Annotated in this window: 18 protein-coding genes; 11 read left to right on the top strand and 7 right to left on the bottom strand. The window is 72.2% G+C overall.

Annotated elements, in window-relative coordinates; all coding sequences use genetic code 11:
• Positions 1–7: 7 nt before the first annotated feature.
• Positions 8–856 carry a DUF3626 domain-containing protein gene (locus HDG68_RS06960; protein WP_172150587.1) on the top strand — a complete coding sequence of 283 codons (849 nt, stop codon included), beginning with the start codon at positions 8–10 and terminating at the stop codon, positions 854–856.
• Here the strand turns inward: HDG68_RS06960 and HDG68_RS06965 are convergent.
• On the bottom strand, positions 835–1,302 hold the full coding sequence (locus tag HDG68_RS06965; protein ID WP_172150589.1) for a MarR family winged helix-turn-helix transcriptional regulator: 468 nt from the start codon (positions 1,300–1,302) through the stop codon (positions 835–837). The genes HDG68_RS06960 and HDG68_RS06965 overlap by 22 nt on opposite strands.
• A gap of 2 nt (positions 1,303–1,304) precedes the next feature.
• Between HDG68_RS06965 and HDG68_RS06970 the strand changes: the two genes are divergently transcribed.
• The 6 genes from HDG68_RS06970 to HDG68_RS06995 all read left to right on the top strand — a co-directional run bounded on the left by HDG68_RS06970 (position 1,305) and on the right by HDG68_RS06995 (position 8,168).
• Positions 1,305–2,192, top strand: coding sequence for an NmrA family NAD(P)-binding protein (locus tag HDG68_RS06970; RefSeq protein WP_172150591.1), 888 nt, complete (start codon positions 1,305–1,307; stop codon positions 2,190–2,192).
• Positions 2,192–2,830 (top strand): NAD(P)-dependent oxidoreductase, encoded by a 639-nt coding sequence (locus HDG68_RS06975; protein WP_172150593.1) that lies wholly within the window; start codon positions 2,192–2,194, stop codon positions 2,828–2,830. The genes HDG68_RS06970 and HDG68_RS06975 overlap by 1 nt, the downstream gene beginning before the upstream one ends.
• Positions 2,831–2,925: 95 nt before the next feature.
• Complete coding sequence (gene glsA / locus HDG68_RS06980; RefSeq protein ID WP_343037467.1) at positions 2,926–3,975, top strand: glutaminase A; 1,050 nt, start codon at positions 2,926–2,928, stop codon at positions 3,973–3,975.
• Complete coding sequence (locus HDG68_RS06985) at positions 3,972–5,648, top strand: MFS transporter (protein WP_343037468.1); 1,677 nt, start codon at positions 3,972–3,974, stop codon at positions 5,646–5,648. The genes glsA and HDG68_RS06985 overlap by 4 nt, the downstream gene beginning before the upstream one ends.
• Before the next feature lie 79 nt (positions 5,649–5,727).
• Positions 5,728–6,348 carry a superoxide dismutase gene (locus tag HDG68_RS06990; RefSeq protein WP_172150595.1) on the top strand — a complete coding sequence of 207 codons (621 nt, stop codon included), beginning with the start codon at positions 5,728–5,730 and terminating at the stop codon, positions 6,346–6,348.
• Between the two features lie 227 nt (positions 6,349–6,575).
• Entirely contained in the window at positions 6,576–8,168 is a 1,593-nt protein-coding gene (locus HDG68_RS06995) for a catalase (RefSeq protein ID WP_172150597.1), read from the top strand.
• A 66-nt stretch (positions 8,169–8,234) separates the two neighbouring features.
• On the opposite strand, the gene HDG68_RS07000 is transcribed toward HDG68_RS06995, so the two are convergent.
• Positions 8,235–9,638, bottom strand: a complete 1,404-nt coding sequence (locus HDG68_RS07000; protein ID WP_172150599.1) for a polysaccharide deacetylase family protein — start codon at positions 9,636–9,638, stop codon at positions 8,235–8,237.
• Between the two features lie 94 nt (positions 9,639–9,732).
• Here HDG68_RS07000 and HDG68_RS07005 point away from each other — a divergent pair, with 94 nt between their 5' ends.
• Positions 9,733–10,428 carry a GPR1/FUN34/YaaH family transporter gene (locus HDG68_RS07005; RefSeq protein WP_172150601.1) on the top strand — a complete coding sequence of 232 codons (696 nt, stop codon included), beginning with the start codon at positions 9,733–9,735 and terminating at the stop codon, positions 10,426–10,428.
• A gap of 102 nt (positions 10,429–10,530) precedes the next feature.
• On the opposite strand, the gene HDG68_RS07010 is transcribed toward HDG68_RS07005, so the two are convergent.
• Positions 10,531–11,373, bottom strand: a complete 843-nt coding sequence (locus tag HDG68_RS07010) for an alpha/beta fold hydrolase (protein ID WP_172150603.1) — start codon at positions 11,371–11,373, stop codon at positions 10,531–10,533.
• 94 nt (positions 11,374–11,467) lie between these two features.
• On the opposite strand from HDG68_RS07010, the gene HDG68_RS07015 reads away from it, so the two are divergent.
• Positions 11,468–12,085, top strand: a complete 618-nt coding sequence (locus tag HDG68_RS07015) for a TetR/AcrR family transcriptional regulator (RefSeq protein WP_172150605.1) — start codon at positions 11,468–11,470, stop codon at positions 12,083–12,085.
• A gap of 23 nt (positions 12,086–12,108) precedes the next feature.
• Here the strand turns inward: HDG68_RS07015 and HDG68_RS07020 are convergent, their stop codons facing one another.
• Together HDG68_RS07020 and HDG68_RS07025 are read right to left on the bottom strand one after the other, a co-directional pair.
• Positions 12,109–12,948, bottom strand: coding sequence for a Rossmann-fold NAD(P)-binding domain-containing protein (locus HDG68_RS07020; protein ID WP_172150607.1), 840 nt, complete (start codon positions 12,946–12,948; stop codon positions 12,109–12,111).
• A gap of 31 nt (positions 12,949–12,979) precedes the next feature.
• Positions 12,980–13,408, bottom strand: a complete 429-nt coding sequence (locus HDG68_RS07025; RefSeq protein WP_172150609.1) for a Rid family hydrolase — start codon at positions 13,406–13,408, stop codon at positions 12,980–12,982.
• 92 nt (positions 13,409–13,500) lie between these two features.
• On the opposite strand from HDG68_RS07025, the gene HDG68_RS07030 reads away from it, so the two are divergent.
• Complete coding sequence (locus HDG68_RS07030; RefSeq protein ID WP_172150611.1) at positions 13,501–14,007, top strand: MarR family winged helix-turn-helix transcriptional regulator; 507 nt, start codon at positions 13,501–13,503, stop codon at positions 14,005–14,007.
• 57 nt (positions 14,008–14,064) lie between these two features.
• Here the strand turns inward: HDG68_RS07030 and HDG68_RS07035 are convergent, their stop codons facing one another.
• The gene (locus HDG68_RS07035; RefSeq protein ID WP_343037469.1) at positions 14,065–14,616 is read right to left on the bottom strand and encodes a CGNR zinc finger domain-containing protein; all 552 of its coding nucleotides are present in this window, start codon (positions 14,614–14,616) and stop codon (positions 14,065–14,067) included.
• A 94-nt stretch (positions 14,617–14,710) separates the two neighbouring features.
• Here HDG68_RS07035 and HDG68_RS07040 point away from each other — a divergent pair, with 94 nt between their 5' ends.
• Positions 14,711–15,571 carry an alpha/beta fold hydrolase gene (locus HDG68_RS07040; RefSeq protein WP_343037470.1) on the top strand — a complete coding sequence of 287 codons (861 nt, stop codon included), beginning with the start codon at positions 14,711–14,713 and terminating at the stop codon, positions 15,569–15,571.
• A 109-nt stretch (positions 15,572–15,680) separates the two neighbouring features.
• On the opposite strand, the gene HDG68_RS07045 is transcribed toward HDG68_RS07040, so the two are convergent.
• Positions 15,681–16,130 carry an SRPBCC domain-containing protein gene (locus HDG68_RS07045; protein ID WP_172150615.1) on the bottom strand — a complete coding sequence of 150 codons (450 nt, stop codon included), beginning with the start codon at positions 16,128–16,130 and terminating at the stop codon, positions 15,681–15,683.
• Positions 16,131–16,142 lie beyond the last annotated feature (12 nt).

The following is a 16,142-nucleotide window of genomic DNA, read 5'->3' on the forward strand; positions in this document are numbered from 1 at the left end:
CGGAGCCATGACGACCGAGGGTGCGTGGCCGGCCGCCGTCGCGCACGTGCGCGACCGGTCGCGCGGTGGCCCGGTGCCGCCGTCGTCCCGCGTGGTGCTGCACTTCCACCCGGACGCCCCGGCGGGTGACGGCACCGTGATGGAGGCGCTGGCCGAGCACGGCGTCTACCGGTCCCAGTTCGAGACGGGGACCTCCAACGGGGGGCTCACCGCCTACCCGGGCGGCGACCGCTGGCGGTGGGAGAGCCGCCTCTTCGGCGGTGTGTACGACGACGGTCCCGCGGCCGGGCGGCCGCGGTACGGCGCGCTGCTGCTCGACGGCGACCCCTACGGTGCTGCGCCGCGCTTCGGATCCGCCTACCTGCGGCTGCGGGCGCACCTGCTGGCTCGGATGACCTTCGCCTACCCGGACAGCGCCCACGCGCCGCGGCACGTCGGGACGGCGGACCGGTTCGACCTGGCCGCGCGACTGCTCGCCGAGCCGCGCCCGGATCCGCTGGACCGCTACGTCGAGGCGCACGTGCACGGCGGGGTGGTGGTCGCCGACCACGTCGAGGCGGTGGTGCTCGACCCGTCGTACCGCGGGACGCCGGTCGCCCACGCGGCGCGACGCCTGCGCTGCCCCGTCGAGTGGCACCCGGGCTACCTGGCCGCGCTGACGGCGTTCGACCCCGACTACCGCGGCGCGGCACCGGTCGCGCTCGCGGAGCGGATCGCCGGCGGCGGTGAGCTCACCCCGGCACGGCTCGGCCCGTGGCGACGCGCCGACGTGGATGCCCGCACCCTGAAGCAGGTGTGGCACCTGCTGGCCCGGTACGGGCGACGCGCCGGACCTCACCGCCGCGCGCGGTCGTGATCCTCCGCGTGCTCCCGGGCGAACCGGCCGAGGAGTCGTGCGAGGTCCGCGACGTCGCCGTCGTCCCACCCGTCGAGCAGTGCCCGGAGCCGTTCGAGACGGTGCGCGGTCGCTCGTCGGGCGAGCGCGGTGCCGGCCTCGGTCGGGGCGACGACGGTCCGGCGGGGGTCGTCGGGGGCGGGGGAGCGGCGCACGACGCCGGCACGTCCGGCCCGGGTGACGAACCGGCTGGCCGTGGAGTGCGCGACGTCGAGGCGGGCCGCGATCTCGCCGATGCTCTGCCCCCCGGCGGGGAGCCCGTCGAGCACGAGCAGCGTGGACAGCTCGAGGCGGCGGCCGGCGTCGTCCAGCACGTCGGGGGCGGCGAGGAAGCGGCGCAGGTCCACCAGCGCACGGTCGACGGTCTCGAGGTCTCCACGGCGGTCCGGCATACATGTGCGATACATGCATGATCCTGGTGACGGGTGCGACGAAAAACGTCGGAGCCGTCGTGGCGCGCGAGCTGCGGGCGCACGGCGAGCCGCTGCGTCGCGCCGTCCGCCGGGCGAACCCCGAGGCGTACGACGAGGTCACGTTCGACTTCACCGACCCCGGGACGTGGTCGGACGCGTTCGACGGCGTCCGGTCGATCTTCCTCGTCCGGCCCCCGGCGCTCGGCAACGTGCGCCGCGACCTGCTGCCCGCCGTCGCCGCCGCCCGCGCCGCCGGGGTGGAGCACGTCGTCTTCCTGTCCCTGCAGGGCGCCGAGCGCAACAAGGTGGTCCCGCACGCCACCGTCGAGTCGTGGCTGCGCGGGTCCGGCCTGGACTGGACATTCGTCCGCGCCTCGTTCTTCTCCCAGAACCTGTCCACCACGCACGCGGCGGACGTCCGCGACCGCGACGAGATCGTCGTCCCGGCCGGCGGCGGCGCGACGGCGTTCGTCGACGCGGACGACGTCGGTGCGGTCGCGGCGGCCGCCCTGATCGACCGTGCGGGCCACGCCGGCGCCGCCTGGACGGTCACCGGCCCCCGCTCGCTGACGTACGAGCAGGTCGCGCAGATCCTCACGGACGAGCTGGGACGGCCGATCCGCTACACCCGCCCCGGCATGCTGCGCTACGCCCGGCACGCCCGGCGCCGGCTCGGCATGCCGTGGCCGATGGTCGCCGTGACCACCGCGATCTACACCACCGCGCGGCTCGGCCTCGCCGCCGGGCTCAGCGACGACGTGCGCACCGTGCTCGGCCGCGAACCCGTCGACCTCGCCGAGGTCGCCCACCGCGAGCGCCGCGCCTGGATCCCGGGGACGCCGGGGTCCGCGCCCGCCGACACCACCGACCCGGAGGAACTCTGATGCACCTCGCCCTGATCGGAGCCACCGGCCGCACTGGCCGGCACGCCCTGACGATCGCGCTCGAGCGTGGGCACGACGTGACCGTCCTGGTCCGTGACCCGGCCCGGCTGGACGCCACGCACCGCGACCGGGTGCGCGCCGTCGTCGGGGAGTCCACCGACACGTCCGCGCTGGCCGACCTGCTCACCGGTGCCGACGCCGTCGTCTCCGCGCTGGGCCCCACCTCCAAGGAGCGCGACCTGCACACCCGCACCGCGCGGGAGCTCGTCGCGCTGATGGCCGTCTCGGGGCCCCGGCGGTTCGCCGGAGTCAGTGGCGCGGGCATCGACGTGCCGGGCGACCTGAAGGCCGGCAAGGACAGGGCGATCAGCTGGCTGATCCCCACGCTCGGCGGCGCCGTCGTCAAGGACAAGCCCGCCGAGTACGCAGTCTGGGCCGACTCGGGGCTCGACTGGACGCTGGTGCGTCCCCCGCGCCTGGTCGACGGCGAGCCCACCGGCCGGCTCGAGCACGACGCGCACCGCTCGACCCGCTCCACGTCGATCCGCCGTGCCGACCTCGGCGTGTTCCTCGTCGACGTCGTCGAGCAGGACATGTACCCGCGCACCGCGCCGTTCGTGGCGACCGCGAAGGGCTGACGGCCGGCGGGACCGGCGGACGTCTGGCCTGCACGTTCGGCCTGCGGTCCGGGCCGAGGCGTGGAAGCATCGCGACTGCCCGGGGTGCAGAGCGCGTGGGGGTCGACGTGAAGACGGTGATCGGCGAGGTCGAGCAGGCGGTCTCCACCGGTTCGTTGCCGGGCTGGGGCCTGGTGGACGAGCTGGTGCACGTGGTTCACGACCGGTACCGGTCGCACGACGAGGGGGTCGTGGCCACCTACATCCCGGTGCTGGCGGACGCCGACCCGGGCGCGTTCGGGGTGTGCGTCGCGGAGACCTCCGGGGGCATCCACGAGGCGGGGGACACCGGCGTCGACTTCTCCGTGCAGTCCATCTCGAAGGCGTTCGTCTACGCCCTCGTGTGCGAGGCGCTCGGGCACGAGGCCGTGCGGGAGCGCGTCGGGGTGAACAACACGGGCCTGGGGTTCAGCTCGGTGATGGCGCTCGAGCTCAACGAGGGCCATCCGATGAACCCGATGGTCAACGCCGGGGCGCTCGCCACTACGGCGATGATGCCGGGCAGCTCGTTCGCCGAGCAGTGGGAGAACGTCCGCACCGGGCTGTCCCGGTTCGCGGGGCGCCAGCTCGCGCTCGACGGCGAGGTGTACCGCTCGGAGTCCGCCACCAACATGCGCAACAAGGCGATCGCCCGGCTGCTGCAGAGCTACGGGCGCATCGACCTCGACCCGCTGGGTGTCGTCGACGTCTACACCCGGCAGTGCTCGCTGCTGGTCACGGCGCGGGATCTCGCGGTCATGGGTGCCACGCTCGCCGACGGCGGGGTCAACCCGCTCACCGGCGACCGGGTGGTCTCGGGCCAGGTCTGCCGGGACACCCTCGCGGTCCTCGCGTCGACGGGGATGTACGAGCGGTCGGGGGAGTGGCTCTTCGAGATCGGGTTGCCCGCCAAGTCCGGGGTGTCGGGCGGCATCGTCGCCGTCGCCCCCGGCAAGGGCGCCATCGGCACGTTCTCCCCGCGACTCGACCCGGCGGGCAACAGCGTCCGCGGCCAGCGCGCCACCGGCTACCTGTCCCGCGCCCTGGGTCTCAACGTCTTCGCCTCCGCCGCCCGCGTGCCGGAGCGCGACGTCCCCCCCGCCGAGCTGACGAAGGACGACCGGTGACCGCACCGGAACCCGCCGCGACGGCGCCCGCCACCGAGGAGCGACGCTCCTGGCTGCCGATGGTGTGCCTCTTCCTCGCCCAGGTCCTCATGTCCTTCAACGTCGCGGCGCTGCCCGTCTCGCTGGGCGGCATGGTCGAGGACTTCGGCGTCCCGCCCACCGTGGTGAGCTCCACGATCGTCGTCTACGGCCTGGTCGTGGCAGCGCTGGTCATGACCGGCGCCAAGATCGGCCAGCGGGTCGGCTGGGTGCTCGTCTTCCGCGTCGTGGTGGTCACGTTCGGCGTCTCGGCGCTGCTGATGATCCTCTCCCCGACGGTGGGATGGGCGATCGCGGGGCAGTCGCTCGCGGGGGCCTCGGCGGCGATCATCGTGCCGGCGCTCGTGGCGCTCATCGCGGAGAACTACCGCGGTGCGCAGCAGGCGACGGCGATCGGTGCGCTCGGGTCGGCACGCGCCATCTCCGGGGTGTCCGCGTTCTTCCTCGGCGGTGCCCTCGGCACGCTGGTCGGGTGGCGGCCCGTGTTCGGCATCGTGCTGCTGCTGGCGGTCGCGGTGCTGGCCTTCAGCTTCACCCTGCGGTCCGACGGCGGCAACGCGGACGTGCACATCGACGTCGTTGCCGCCGTCCTCATCGGCGTCGCGGTCATGCTGCTCACGCTCGGGTTCAACAACCTCAACACCTGGGGGCTGTTCTACGCCACGCCGGACGCGCCGTTCGACGTCGGCGGCGTCTCGCCGGCACCGGTGCTCGTGCTGTGCGGCGTCGTCCTCGGCCAGACGTTCTTCTGGTGGACCCGGCGACGCATGGCGGCCGGCGAGGTGCCTCTCGTGGACCTGAGCGTGCTGGCCTCGCCGCGGGAGCGGGCGGCGGTGTACGCGATGTTCATCATCGTCGCCCTCGAGGGCGCCCTGAACTTCACGGTGCCGCTGTACATCCAGATCGTGCAGGGCCGCACCCCGTTCGACACGGCGCTCGCGATGATGCCGTTCAACCTCACGGTGTTCGTCACCGCGACGCTCGTGGTGCGGTTCTACCGGCGCTACCCGCCGAGGACCATCGGGGTGTTCGGCTTCGTGCTGACCACCGCCGCGCTGCTCTGGCTCTCGTTCGTCGTGACGAACAACTGGGAGACGCTGCCGACGATCCTGGGTCTGTTCGTCTTCGGCGTCGGGCAGGGTGCGCTGGTCACCCTGGTGTTCAACGTGCTGGTGACCGCCGCACCGACGTCGCGTGCCGGCGACGTCGGTTCGATCCGGGGCACGACGCAGAACCTCGCCTCGGCGGTCGGCACCGCGATCGCCGGGGCCCTGCTGGTGACGCTGCTGTCGTTCAACGTGGGCCGCGCCGTCGTCGAGCACGTCGAGATCCCGCCGTCGCTCGTGGCGCAGGTCGACCTGGACGCCGTGAACTTCGTCAGCAACGACGAGCTGCGCGGGGTCCTGGAGGACACCGACGCCACGCCCGAGCAGGTCGAGGCCGCCGTCGAGGTCAACGAGGAGACGCGGCTCGACACGCTCCGGCTCGGGCTGCTGATCCTCGCCGGGGTGAGCGCCACCGCCATCCTGCCGGCGAGTCGGCTGCCCGGCTACACCCCCGACGAGATCCCCGACCCGGAGACGTCCGGTGGTCCCGACCCCGAGCCTGACCGCGACGGCCGGTCCCGGGTGTGACGCGGGTCTCCGTTGACCTCGAGCGGGGTCGAGGTCCTACGTTCGAGAAGATCCGTCCCTCCGACCCGAAGGACTCGCGATGACCGTCTACACGCTGCCCGACCTGCCCTACGACTACAGCGCGCTCGAGCCGCACATCAGCGGCAAGATCATGGAGCTGCACCACGACAAGCACCACGCCACCTACGTCGCGGGCGCCAACACCGCGCTGGACAAGCTGGCCGAGGCGCGCGAGTCGGGCGACCTCGCGGCGGTGAACCTGCACGAGAAGAACCTCGCGTTCAACCTCGGCGGGCACACCAACCACACCATCTTCTGGCACAACCTGTCCCCCGAGGGCGGCGGCGAGCCCACCGGCGAGCTGGCCGAGGCCATCAAGGACCAGTTCGGCTCCTTCGCCGCGTTCCAGGCCCACTTCGCCGCCACCGCCACCGGCATCCAGGGCTCCGGCTGGGCCGTGCTCGGCTGGGACTCCCTCGGCCAGAAGCTGCTGATCTTCCAGCTCTTCGACCAGCAGGCCAACGTCCCCGTCGGCATCACCCCGCTGCTCATGCTCGACATGTGGGAGCACGCCTTCTACCTCGACTACCTCAACGTCAAGGCCGAGTACGTCAAGGCGTTCTGGAACATCGCCAACTGGGCCGACGTCGCCGCCCGCCTCGAGCGCGCCCGCACCCAGACCGCAGGCCTCATCGCCTGACGCCCCGTTGCGCGCGACGAGCGTGCCGGGTTCTTCCTCACCACGGGCCGGTCGGGAAGAACCCGGCACGCTCGATGCGTTCTCGGACCCTCCCTAGGGAGGCCGGAACCTTGCTGACCTGCAGGATCGTTGCCCCGGTCGCGGGCCCGGGACGCCGCGCGCAGACTGGTGGGCGTCCCCGAGGCGCCGCGAACCGGTGCCCGCCGACGACGAGGAGGCACGCACCGATGTCCGAGACCCCCCAGCCCCACGACGGCACCTCGATCAAGACAGAACCCTCGGCCGAGGCCGGGCAGGGCTCCACGACCGACACCGGGGCCCCGGCACTCAGCGACCGCAACAGCCTGACAATCGGTGCCGACGGCGCGATCGTGCTGCACGACGTGCACCTGATCAACCAGATGGCGCACTTCAACCGTGAGCGCATCCCGGAGCGCAACGTCCACGCGAAGGGCTCGGGCGCGTTCGGCGTCTTCGAGACCACCGAGGACGTCTCGGCGTACACGAAGGCCGGCCTGTTCCAGCCCGGCGTGCGCACCGAGATGCTGGCGCGCTTCTCCACGGTGGCCGGCGAGCAGGGCTCGCCCGACACGTGGCGCGACCCGCGCGGCTTCGCCCTGAAGTTCTACACGGACGAGGGCAACTACGACCTGGTCGGCAACAACACCCCGATCTTCTTCATCCGGGACACAATGAAGTTCCCGCACTTCATCCGCAGCCAGAAGCGCCGCGGCGGCACGGGCCTGCGGGACAACAACATGCAGTGGGACTTCTGGTCGCTGAACCCGGAGTCCGCCCATCAGGTCACCTACCTCATGGGCGACCGGGGCATCCCGAAGACGTACCGGCACATGAACGGGTACGGCTCGCACACCTACCTGTGGGTCAACGCCGCGGGGGAGAAGTTCTGGGTCAAGTACCACTTCCACTCGAACCAGGGGGTGGAGGGCCTGACCGACGAGGACGCCACCCGGATCGCGGGGGAGGACGCGGACTTCCACCGCCGTGACCTGTCGGACGCCATCGACCGCGGAGACTTCCCGTCCTGGACGCTGTCCGTGCAGGTGATGCCGTACGAGCAGGCGATGACCTATCCCACCAACCCGTTCGACCTGACGAAGATCTGGCCGCACAGCGACTACCCGTTGATCAAGGTCGGCACGATGACGCTGAACAAGAACCCGGACAACTTCTTCGCGCAGATCGAGCAGGCAGCGTTCGAACCGTCCGCGCTGGTGCCCGGCATCGGGTTCAGCCCGGACAAGATGCTGCTGGGCCGGGCGTTCGCGTACGCGGACACCCACCGGCACCGCATCGGGCCCAACTACCTGCAGTTGCCCGTCAACCGTCCGCACGTGGAGACCAACTCCTACACCCAGGACGGTCCGATGGCGTACGAGCACCGGGGCGACGACCCGGTGTACGCGCCCAACTCGTTCGGGCGCGGCTACGCCGACGAGACCGGCGTCGTCGACACCTCGTGGGAGTCCGACGGCCCGATGGTCCGGCAGGCGTACACGCTGCGGGAGAACGACGACGACTTCTCGCAGGCGGGCGCGCTGGTGCGTGACGTGTGGAACGACGAGCAGCGCGCCGCGTTCGTCAAGACCGTCGCCGGGCACCTGCTGGGCGGGGTGAAGGGCGACGTGCTGGAGCGGGCGTTCGACTACTGGAAGCGCGTCGACGCCGACACCGGCAAGCAGATCGAGGAGCTCGTGCGCGCCGAGGCGGACCTGGGAGCGCCCGGCGCGCAGCCGGGTGCCGCGAAGGACGAGGCCTCGGACCCGATCGTGGAGCCGCGCACGCACGCGCGCTCCTGAGGCCGACGACGGCCCGGCTGGTCCGCCCGGGCCGGGCCGCCGGGCCCGACGCCGTCGGTGCCGGCGTCAGTCCTCGTCGTCGACGAGCAGGTCCGCCGTGACGAGCACGTAGTCCTCGTCGCGCAGGTCCTCGATGATCTTGCCGACGGCGTCGACGGTCGTGCTGTGGATGTCGTGCAGGAGGATGTTGCTGCCCGGCTCCACGTTGCGTCGCACCGCCTGGCGCGTCTCCTTCGCGTCGCGCGTCTGCCAGTCGAGCGTGTCGAGGTTCCAGGTCATGACGTCGAGCCCGGTGCGGGTGGCGAGCGCCCGGACCCGGGCGTCGACGTCGCCGTAGGGCGGCCGCAGCAGGAACGGCGCGGTCCCGGTGGCCTCGCGGATCGCGTCGGAGGTGCGGCGCAGCTCGTCGCGCACCGTGGCGTCGTCGAGCGTGGTGAGCTGCGGGTGGTTCCACGTGTGGTTGGCGACCAGGTGTCCGGCGTCGGCCACGGCCCGGGCGATGTCCGGGTTCTTGGCGACGTTGTCCCCGACCATGAAGAACGTGGCGGGCGCGTCCTTGCGTTCCAGGATGCGCAGCAGGCGTTCGGTCTCGGCCACGGGTCCGTCGTCGAAGGTCAGCGCCACGCACCGGTCGACGCGGCAGTCGACGCCGTCGGCCCGTGCCGCGCGGCGTCGTTCGGTGACGATCTGGTCCAGCCGGTCGCTCCACAGGTCCTCGGTGGTGGTCAGCAGGGTGTCGCGCAGGGCCACGGCTTCGTCGGGGTCGACGGCGTCCGGCCCGGCGTCGAGCACCTCCTCGGCCCGGGCGACGGCGTCCTGCAGCGGTGCCACTGCAGCGGCGTCGACCTGACCGTCCAGGTCGGTGGCGGCGTCGCGCCCCTCGACGACGGCGGGTTCCAGCGCGGCCAGGGACCACTCGCGGCGGGCCTGCTCGACGACGGCGGTCGCTTTGGCGACGTCGGCCGCCGCGGCGTCGAGGTCGGCCGGCGCGGGTTCTGCCGCCTCGACGAGCTCGATCTGGACCTGCGGCAGCGTCTCGGCGAGGAATGGGTGCGGGCGGGTGACCTCCTCGACCGTGCGGGTGGTGACCGGGTAGGAGACCTCGGTGTCGCGCAGCGCCTCGGCGTCGGTCAGCGCCGTGCGCAGGTCGCGGCGGACCGCCGGGTCGTCCACCTGACCCTTGCTGGCCCGTAGGACCGGCCTGCCGTCGTCGATCGCGGCGACGAGCGTCTCGTGGCTCGCCACGTAGGCTTCCTCGGCCTCGGCGCGGGAGTCCTCGGCCTGGGCGTCCAGGCGGGCGACCTCGGCGTCGTACTCCGCCTGGGCCTCGACCCACGCGCGGTGCTCGAGCTCGGCCGCGACGACGACGCCCCCCGCGACGAGCAGCACGACGACCGCGCCGATCCACCACCACAGGGCACGACGGCGGCGCCGCGGCGGGGCGGCGGACGGACCGGAGGAGGTGCTCACCCCTCGATCATCCGGCGAACCGGCCGGAGCGCGAAACTGCGGCCCGCCGTCGGCCCCGGTTGTCCGCACCGGACGAGGGGTGTTGTGTGGTCCGATGAGCGAACCCAGGCACGAGGACCGACCGCGCAGCGAGCAGCTGGAGATGACCCGCATCGTGCTGCGGCCGACGGGCAACCCGCTGCCGCTGGGGTTCATGGCCCTCGCGGTGGCCACCGTGGGGTTCAGCTGCCTGCAGCTCGGCATCCTCAGCACGTCCGAGGAGAGCACGGTTGCGCTCGCCGTCCTGGTGCTCACCGTCCCGCTGCAGCTGCTGGCGGCGATCATCGGGTTCGGTGCCCGGGACCCCATCGCCGGCACGGGGATGGCGGTGGTGTCGGGGGTGTGGGCGATGCTCGCCGTGTCCACGCTCACCTCGCCGCCCGGGTCGTCGAGTCCGGCGCTGGGCGTGCTCCTGATGACCGCGGCGCTGGCCATGGTGGTCCCCGCGACGGCGGCCGGCGGCAAGGTGGTGGCCGCCGCCGTCATGATCGGCTCCGGCGTCCGCTTCGCGGTCACCGGCATCTCGGAGTTCACCGGCTCCGGCGGGTGGGAGACGACCGCCGGCGTCCTCGGCCTGGTCCTGGCTGCGATGGCGCTGTACGCCGCGCTCGGGTTCGTCCTCGAGGAGGTCGACCACCCGGTCCGCCTGCCGGTGCTGCGCCGCGGCGCCGGCCTCAAGCCGCTGCGCGACGACCTCGAGGAGCAGGTCGAGGGCATCGCCCGCTCGGCGGGGGTGCGCCACCAGCTCTGAGCGGGGTGCCGGACGGCAGGTTTCCTGCGTCGCCCGGGGTGGACGCACGAGTCCCGGCCGGGTGGTCACCCGGCCGGGACGTGCGCGTTCTCGTGCCTGGTCTCAGGAGCGGACGAATCCGAGCAGCGCCTCGTTGACCTCGGACGCGTGCGTCCAGAGCAGGCCGTGGGGCGCTCCCTCGATCTCGACGTACTGCGCCTCGGGCAGGGCGTCGCGGAACCGTCGCCCGGTGGCGTCGATCGGCAGGATGTTGTCCTTGGTCCCGTGCAGGATGAGGGTCGGCTTGGCCGCGGCGCGGACGGCCTCGACGTCGGGCCGGAAGTCCTCGATCCAGCTGGGGACGACGGCGTAGGCCGCGACGGGCGCGGATCCGACGGCGGTGATCCAGTTGGCCCGGACGACCTCCTCCGAGATCCGGCTGCCGAGGGTCTCGTCGAGGTTGTAGAAGTCCTGGTAGAACTGCGTGAACCAGGCGTAGCGGTCGGAGCGGGCGGCCTCGACGATCCCGTCGAAGACCGACTGCGGCACGCCGTCCGGGTTGTCGTCCCGCTGGACGAGGAACGGCTCGAGCGAGGCGAGGAACGCCAGCTTGGCGACCCGGTCGTGACCGTGGTTCTTGACGTACCGCGCGAGCTCGCCGGTGCCCATGGAGAACCCGACGAGGACGACGTCGCGCAGGTCGAGGGTCTCGAGCAGGGTGTCGAGGTCCGCGGCGAAGGTGTCGTAGTCGTACCCGGTGCCGACCTTGCTCGACCGGCCGAATCCGCGGCGGTCGTAGGTGATGACGCGGTACCCGGCGGCGAGGAGCTCGCGGGCCTGCAGCTCCCAGCTGGTGCCGTCGAGCGGGTAGCCGTGGATGAGGACGACGGGCTGGCCGGTGCCGTGGTCCTCGTAGGAGATCTCGACGTCGGTGCTGTTCTCGCGGCTGACGGTGATGTAGCCCATGGTGGCGTTCCCTCCGGACGGTGGAGAACGGGCGTTCTCCATGCGGACGGTAACCTGGAGAACGGCCGTTCTGTTCCCGGGTGAGGTGATCTGCATGGCGAGCTCTGACGACCAGGCGGTGCGCGCGACGATCGTCGCCGCCGCCGACCGGCTGTACTACGCCCGAGGTATCCAGAACGTCGGGATGGACGCCGTGCGCGCCGAGGCCGGCTCGTCGCTCAAGCGCATCTACGGGCTCTTCCCGTCCAAGGACCTGCTGGTCGCCGCCGTGCTGGACCATCGCACCGCGATGTGGTGGAGCGGTGTCGACCGGGCCGCCGCGGGGGCGCAGACGCCTCGGGAGCAGCTGCTCTCCGTCTTCGACTTCCTGAACTCCTGGTTCCGCCAGGACGACTTCCGCGGCTGCGCCTTCATCAACTCGTTCGGCGAGCTCGGCGCGACCTCGCCCCGGGTGTCGGAGAAGGTCCGGGCGCAGAAGGAGTCGTTCCACAGCTACGTGCGGGACCTGGTTCGTCGCGCGGGTCTGGCCGACGGCGTCGCGCTGCAGGTCACGCTCCTGGTCGAGGGCGCGCAGACCGTCGCGGCGATCACCCGGGACCGCGACGTCGTGCCGCAGGCCCGCCGCGCCGCCGTCGTCCTGCTCGACGCCGCGGCGGCCGAGGCGGGCGACAGCCGGGCGGGGCAGGGTGCGGTGCCGGCTGACGGACGGTGACCGCGCCCTGGCGCGCGATCCTGTCAGGCGGTCTCCCAGACCCCGGCGGCTGCCGCCTCGGCGATGAACGCCTGGAGGGAGCGCGCGGGCTTCCCGGTGAGGCGCGGCACCGCGTCGGTGACGACGGCAAAGTGGCCGTCGCGGACGCGCTCGTACGTGAGCGCCGTGAGCTCCCGCTCGAAGCCGCTGGTGCCGTCGAGCGCTTCTCCGTCCCCTGGTTCGACGTACGAGACCGGGCGGTCCATCGCCTCCGACAGGATCTTGGCGACGCGGGCCGGGGGAAACGACTCCGGCCCGGACAGCTCGTAGGTCCTGCCGACGTGCCGACGGTCGAGCAGGGCGAGCTCGGCGACCTCCGCGATGTCACGGGTGTCGATCCATGCCACCGACGCACCCGGGTGCGGGAACCCGAAGCGTCCGCCGGCGATCTCGTCACGGAGGAACCGTGGGTCGGACATGACCTGCATGAACCATCCGGGCCGCAGCAGCGTCCATGAGCGACCGCTGGTCCGGACGGAGTGCTCCACGCGCGCCGACCAGCCCTGGGTACCGGACCGCTCCGGGTCACGTTCGGAGAGCAGCACGACGTGCGTGGTCGGTGGTGTCGTCGCGAGATACGAGGCGACGAGGGCGGGGGCGTCCGCGCGGAGCGGGACGACGACGAAGACGGCGTCGACGTCGGCGCTCGCGGCCGGCCAGCGGTCCGGCCGGTCCCACGAGAAGTCGACCGGGACGACACCTCGCGCGTCGACGAGCCTCGGGTCGCTGCTGCCGCCCCGGAGCTCGATGTCGTCGCGCGACGCCAGGCGCTCGGCGAGCGCCGATCCGGTCTTGCCGCGGACCGCGGTGATCAGGATGCGCATCGCATCCTCCTTCCGTCGCTAGAGGTGTGGTTCAGGAGTCGGTGCGGGGAGGCGCGATCGCGGTGACCCGGATCTCGACCCGCATCCCGACGGCGCCGAGGGCGGCGACGCCCACCTCGGTCCACACGGGCGCTCGGTCGCCCATCCGGCGTCGGAACTGGTCGGTCATCACCGCGGTGTGCTCGTCGCCGATCTCGTCGGCGGCGGCCGGGACGTGGAAGCTGTCGACGGCGACGACGTCGGGCCAGCCGGCGCCTGCCAGGGCGAGCGTCCTCTCGACGTTGTCGAACGCCCGGACGATCTCCTCCTCGAGGTTCTCCGGGAACCGGAACTCGTCGTCCCATCCTCCCTGGCCGGAGAGGTGGATGGTGTCGCCGATCCGCACGGCCTGCTCGTAGTGGAGCTTCTCGCGCAACATGTCGCCGTAGCCGGGCGTGTTGAAGAACTGGGGCGTGGTCATGAGGACTCCTGGGTAGTTCACTTTACGCGTGAACTGAAACTATCACGCGTCAGTTCATGCGTAAAGTGATTCTCGCTGCTAGAGTCGGTGCCATGGCAGAACCGACCGGTGACCTGCAGGTCGAGCCTGCCGCCGATGACGTGCGTTGGCTCTCGCCGAGCGAGAAGGAGGCGTGGACGGGCGCGGTCTCGCTGATGCTCCTGCTCCCGGGCCGCCTCGAGTCGGCCGTGCAGCGCGCCGCCGGCCTCACCCTCTTCGAGTACCTGACGCTGAGCCACATGTCGGAGGCGGACGATCGCTGCCTGGTGATGAGCGAGCTGGCCTACCTCACCAACGGCTCGCTGTCCCGGCTCTCCAACGTGATGCGCCGGTTCGAGGCGCGGGGCTGGGCCCGCCGGTATCCCGACCCCGACGACGGTCGCCGGACGATCGCGGCCCTCACCGACGAGGGGTACGCGAAGGTCGTCGAGGCAGCGCCCGCACACCTGCGCTCGGTCCGCGAGCACGTCCTCGACCCGTTGACCGTCACCGACCAGCGGGCGCTGGCCAGGATCGCCGCAAAGCTGCACACGCGCCCGGAGGACTTCGCCGCGTCGTGACGCGCGGCCCCCGCCGGCTCGCCGCCGTCCCGGGGAGCGCCGCGCGTCGTCTCCGCCTCAAGAGGTCCGACGCGGCTCGTCCCGGTCTCGCCCCTCGGGCTCGGCGGCGGCGTGCTGTCGCGAGTAGTGGCGCCGCGCCTTCATGCGGTTGCCGCAGGTGGCCATGGAGCACCATCGCCCCGTGTTGCCCTTGGACCGGTCGACGAGGAACCGCCGGCAGTCGGGGTTCCCGCACGGGCGGAGCCTGCCGGGTCGACGGGTGACGAGGTCGGACCACGCGATGATCGCGCGCGCCGCCGGCAGCGCCGCGGCAGGGCCGGCGAGGTGCCAGTGCAGGCCGTCCGGGGTGAGCGGCGACGGCGCCTGCGCGACGTCATGAAGGATCTGGTCCAGCTCGACCCCGACCGTGCCCGTGCGCGCGACGTCCTGCAGGCCGTCCCGGGCTCGCGCCAGCTCGTGCACCTCGCTCGCCGTCCCCTCCCCGCCGAAGCGTCGCGCGAGGCCTGCCGCGTAGGCCGGGTCGGCCATCAGGTCCTCGGCGACGCCGTCCGTGACGGGTGTGGAGTTCAGCAGCGCGAGCAGCGCATCGCCGTGGTCGTCGTTCGTCACGAGTGTCTAACCCCCTCAAGCATATTGAACAGTTAGGTGTGGCGTGGTCTACTGACCTAACCACCGAAACCATTTTAGACAGGAGATCGTCGTGGTGAGCACCTACCACCGCTTCGTGGACATCGAGGGGCTGCGAGTCTTCTACCGGGAGGCGGGCGACCCCGAGGCTCCGACCGTCGTGCTGCTGCATGGCTACCCCACCAGCTCGTTCATGTTCCGCCACCTCATCCCCGAGCTGGCGGACGAGTTCCACGTGGTCGCGCCCGACCACATCGGGTTCGGGCTGTCCGACGCGCCGTCGGCGGACGAGTTCGGGTACACCTTCGACGCCCTGGCCGCGCACACCGCGAAGTTCCTCGACGCGCTCGGCGTCGATACCTTCGCGATCTACGTCCAGGACTACGGGGCCCCGATCGGCTGGCGGCTCGCGCTGGCGGACCCCGACCGGGTGTGGGCCGTCGTCAGTCAGAACGGCAACGCGTACGAGGAGGGCTTCGTCGAGGGGTTCTGGTCGGACGTGTGGGCCTACGCCGCCGAGCCGAGCGCCGAGACCGAGGCCGCGTTGCGACCGGCCCTGGGTGAGGAGGCCATCCGGTGGCAGTACACCCACGGTGTGCCCGACCCGGCCGTGGTGAGCCCGGACACCTGGCGGCACGACGCCGCGCTGGTCGCCCGGCCCGGAAACGACCGGGCCCAGCTCGCGCTCTTCCGCGACTACGTCACCAATGTCCGGCTCTACCCGGCCCTGCACGAGTACCTGCGCGACTCCCGGGTCCCGGTCCTCGCTGTCTGGGGCGCGAACGACGAGATCTTCGGGCCCGCGGGCGCCGAGGCGTTCCGCCGCCACGCCCACGACCCGGAGATCCACCTGCTCGACGGCGGGCACTTCCTGCTCGAGAGCGCGCTCGACGAGGTGGCGCCCGTGATGCGGCGGTTCCTCGCCCGCCACTCCTGACGCGGTCCCCGGGTGCTGCGCACCCGGAGACCGGTGCCGAGTTCGCCCCCGCCGGAGCGCGGCGGGGCCGGACGCCGTCGTCCCGCGGCCGGTCGTGCCGGCCGCACGGTCACGACCGGGCGGCGGGCCGGGCTTCGGCGTACTCCTTGAGGGCGGTGTTCATGTGCTCGAACCCGAGGCGGGTCGGTGCGAGCATCGACCGAAGCGCCGGTACCAGGAGGCCGCTGAACGTCTCGCTCTGCGTGAACCGCGTCCTGCCGGACGGCAGCGCCTCGAGCTCGAAGCGGTGCTCGCCATCGAAGAGGCCGGGGAGCAGGAGTCGGCCGCGCCAGTGCAGCACCTCGCCCGGGCGCTGGTCGAGCACCGTGGGTCGGAACGTCATCGGGCGCCGGCCGGGGGGCTCGATGACGACCTTGAGCCGGGCTCCCACCTCGAGCTCCCCGGACAGTCGCGTGATGAACGGGTTCCAGTCCGGGTAGCGAGCGGTGTCGGCGAGCACGGCCCAGACAGCGATCGGCGTCCGGTCGATCTCGACGGTGTGGCTGATGGTCGTGGCCATGACGACCTCCTT

Source organism: Isoptericola chiayiensis (genome assembly GCF_013149805.1).
Taxonomy (GTDB): domain Bacteria; phylum Actinomycetota; class Actinomycetes; order Actinomycetales; family Cellulomonadaceae; genus Isoptericola; species Isoptericola chiayiensis.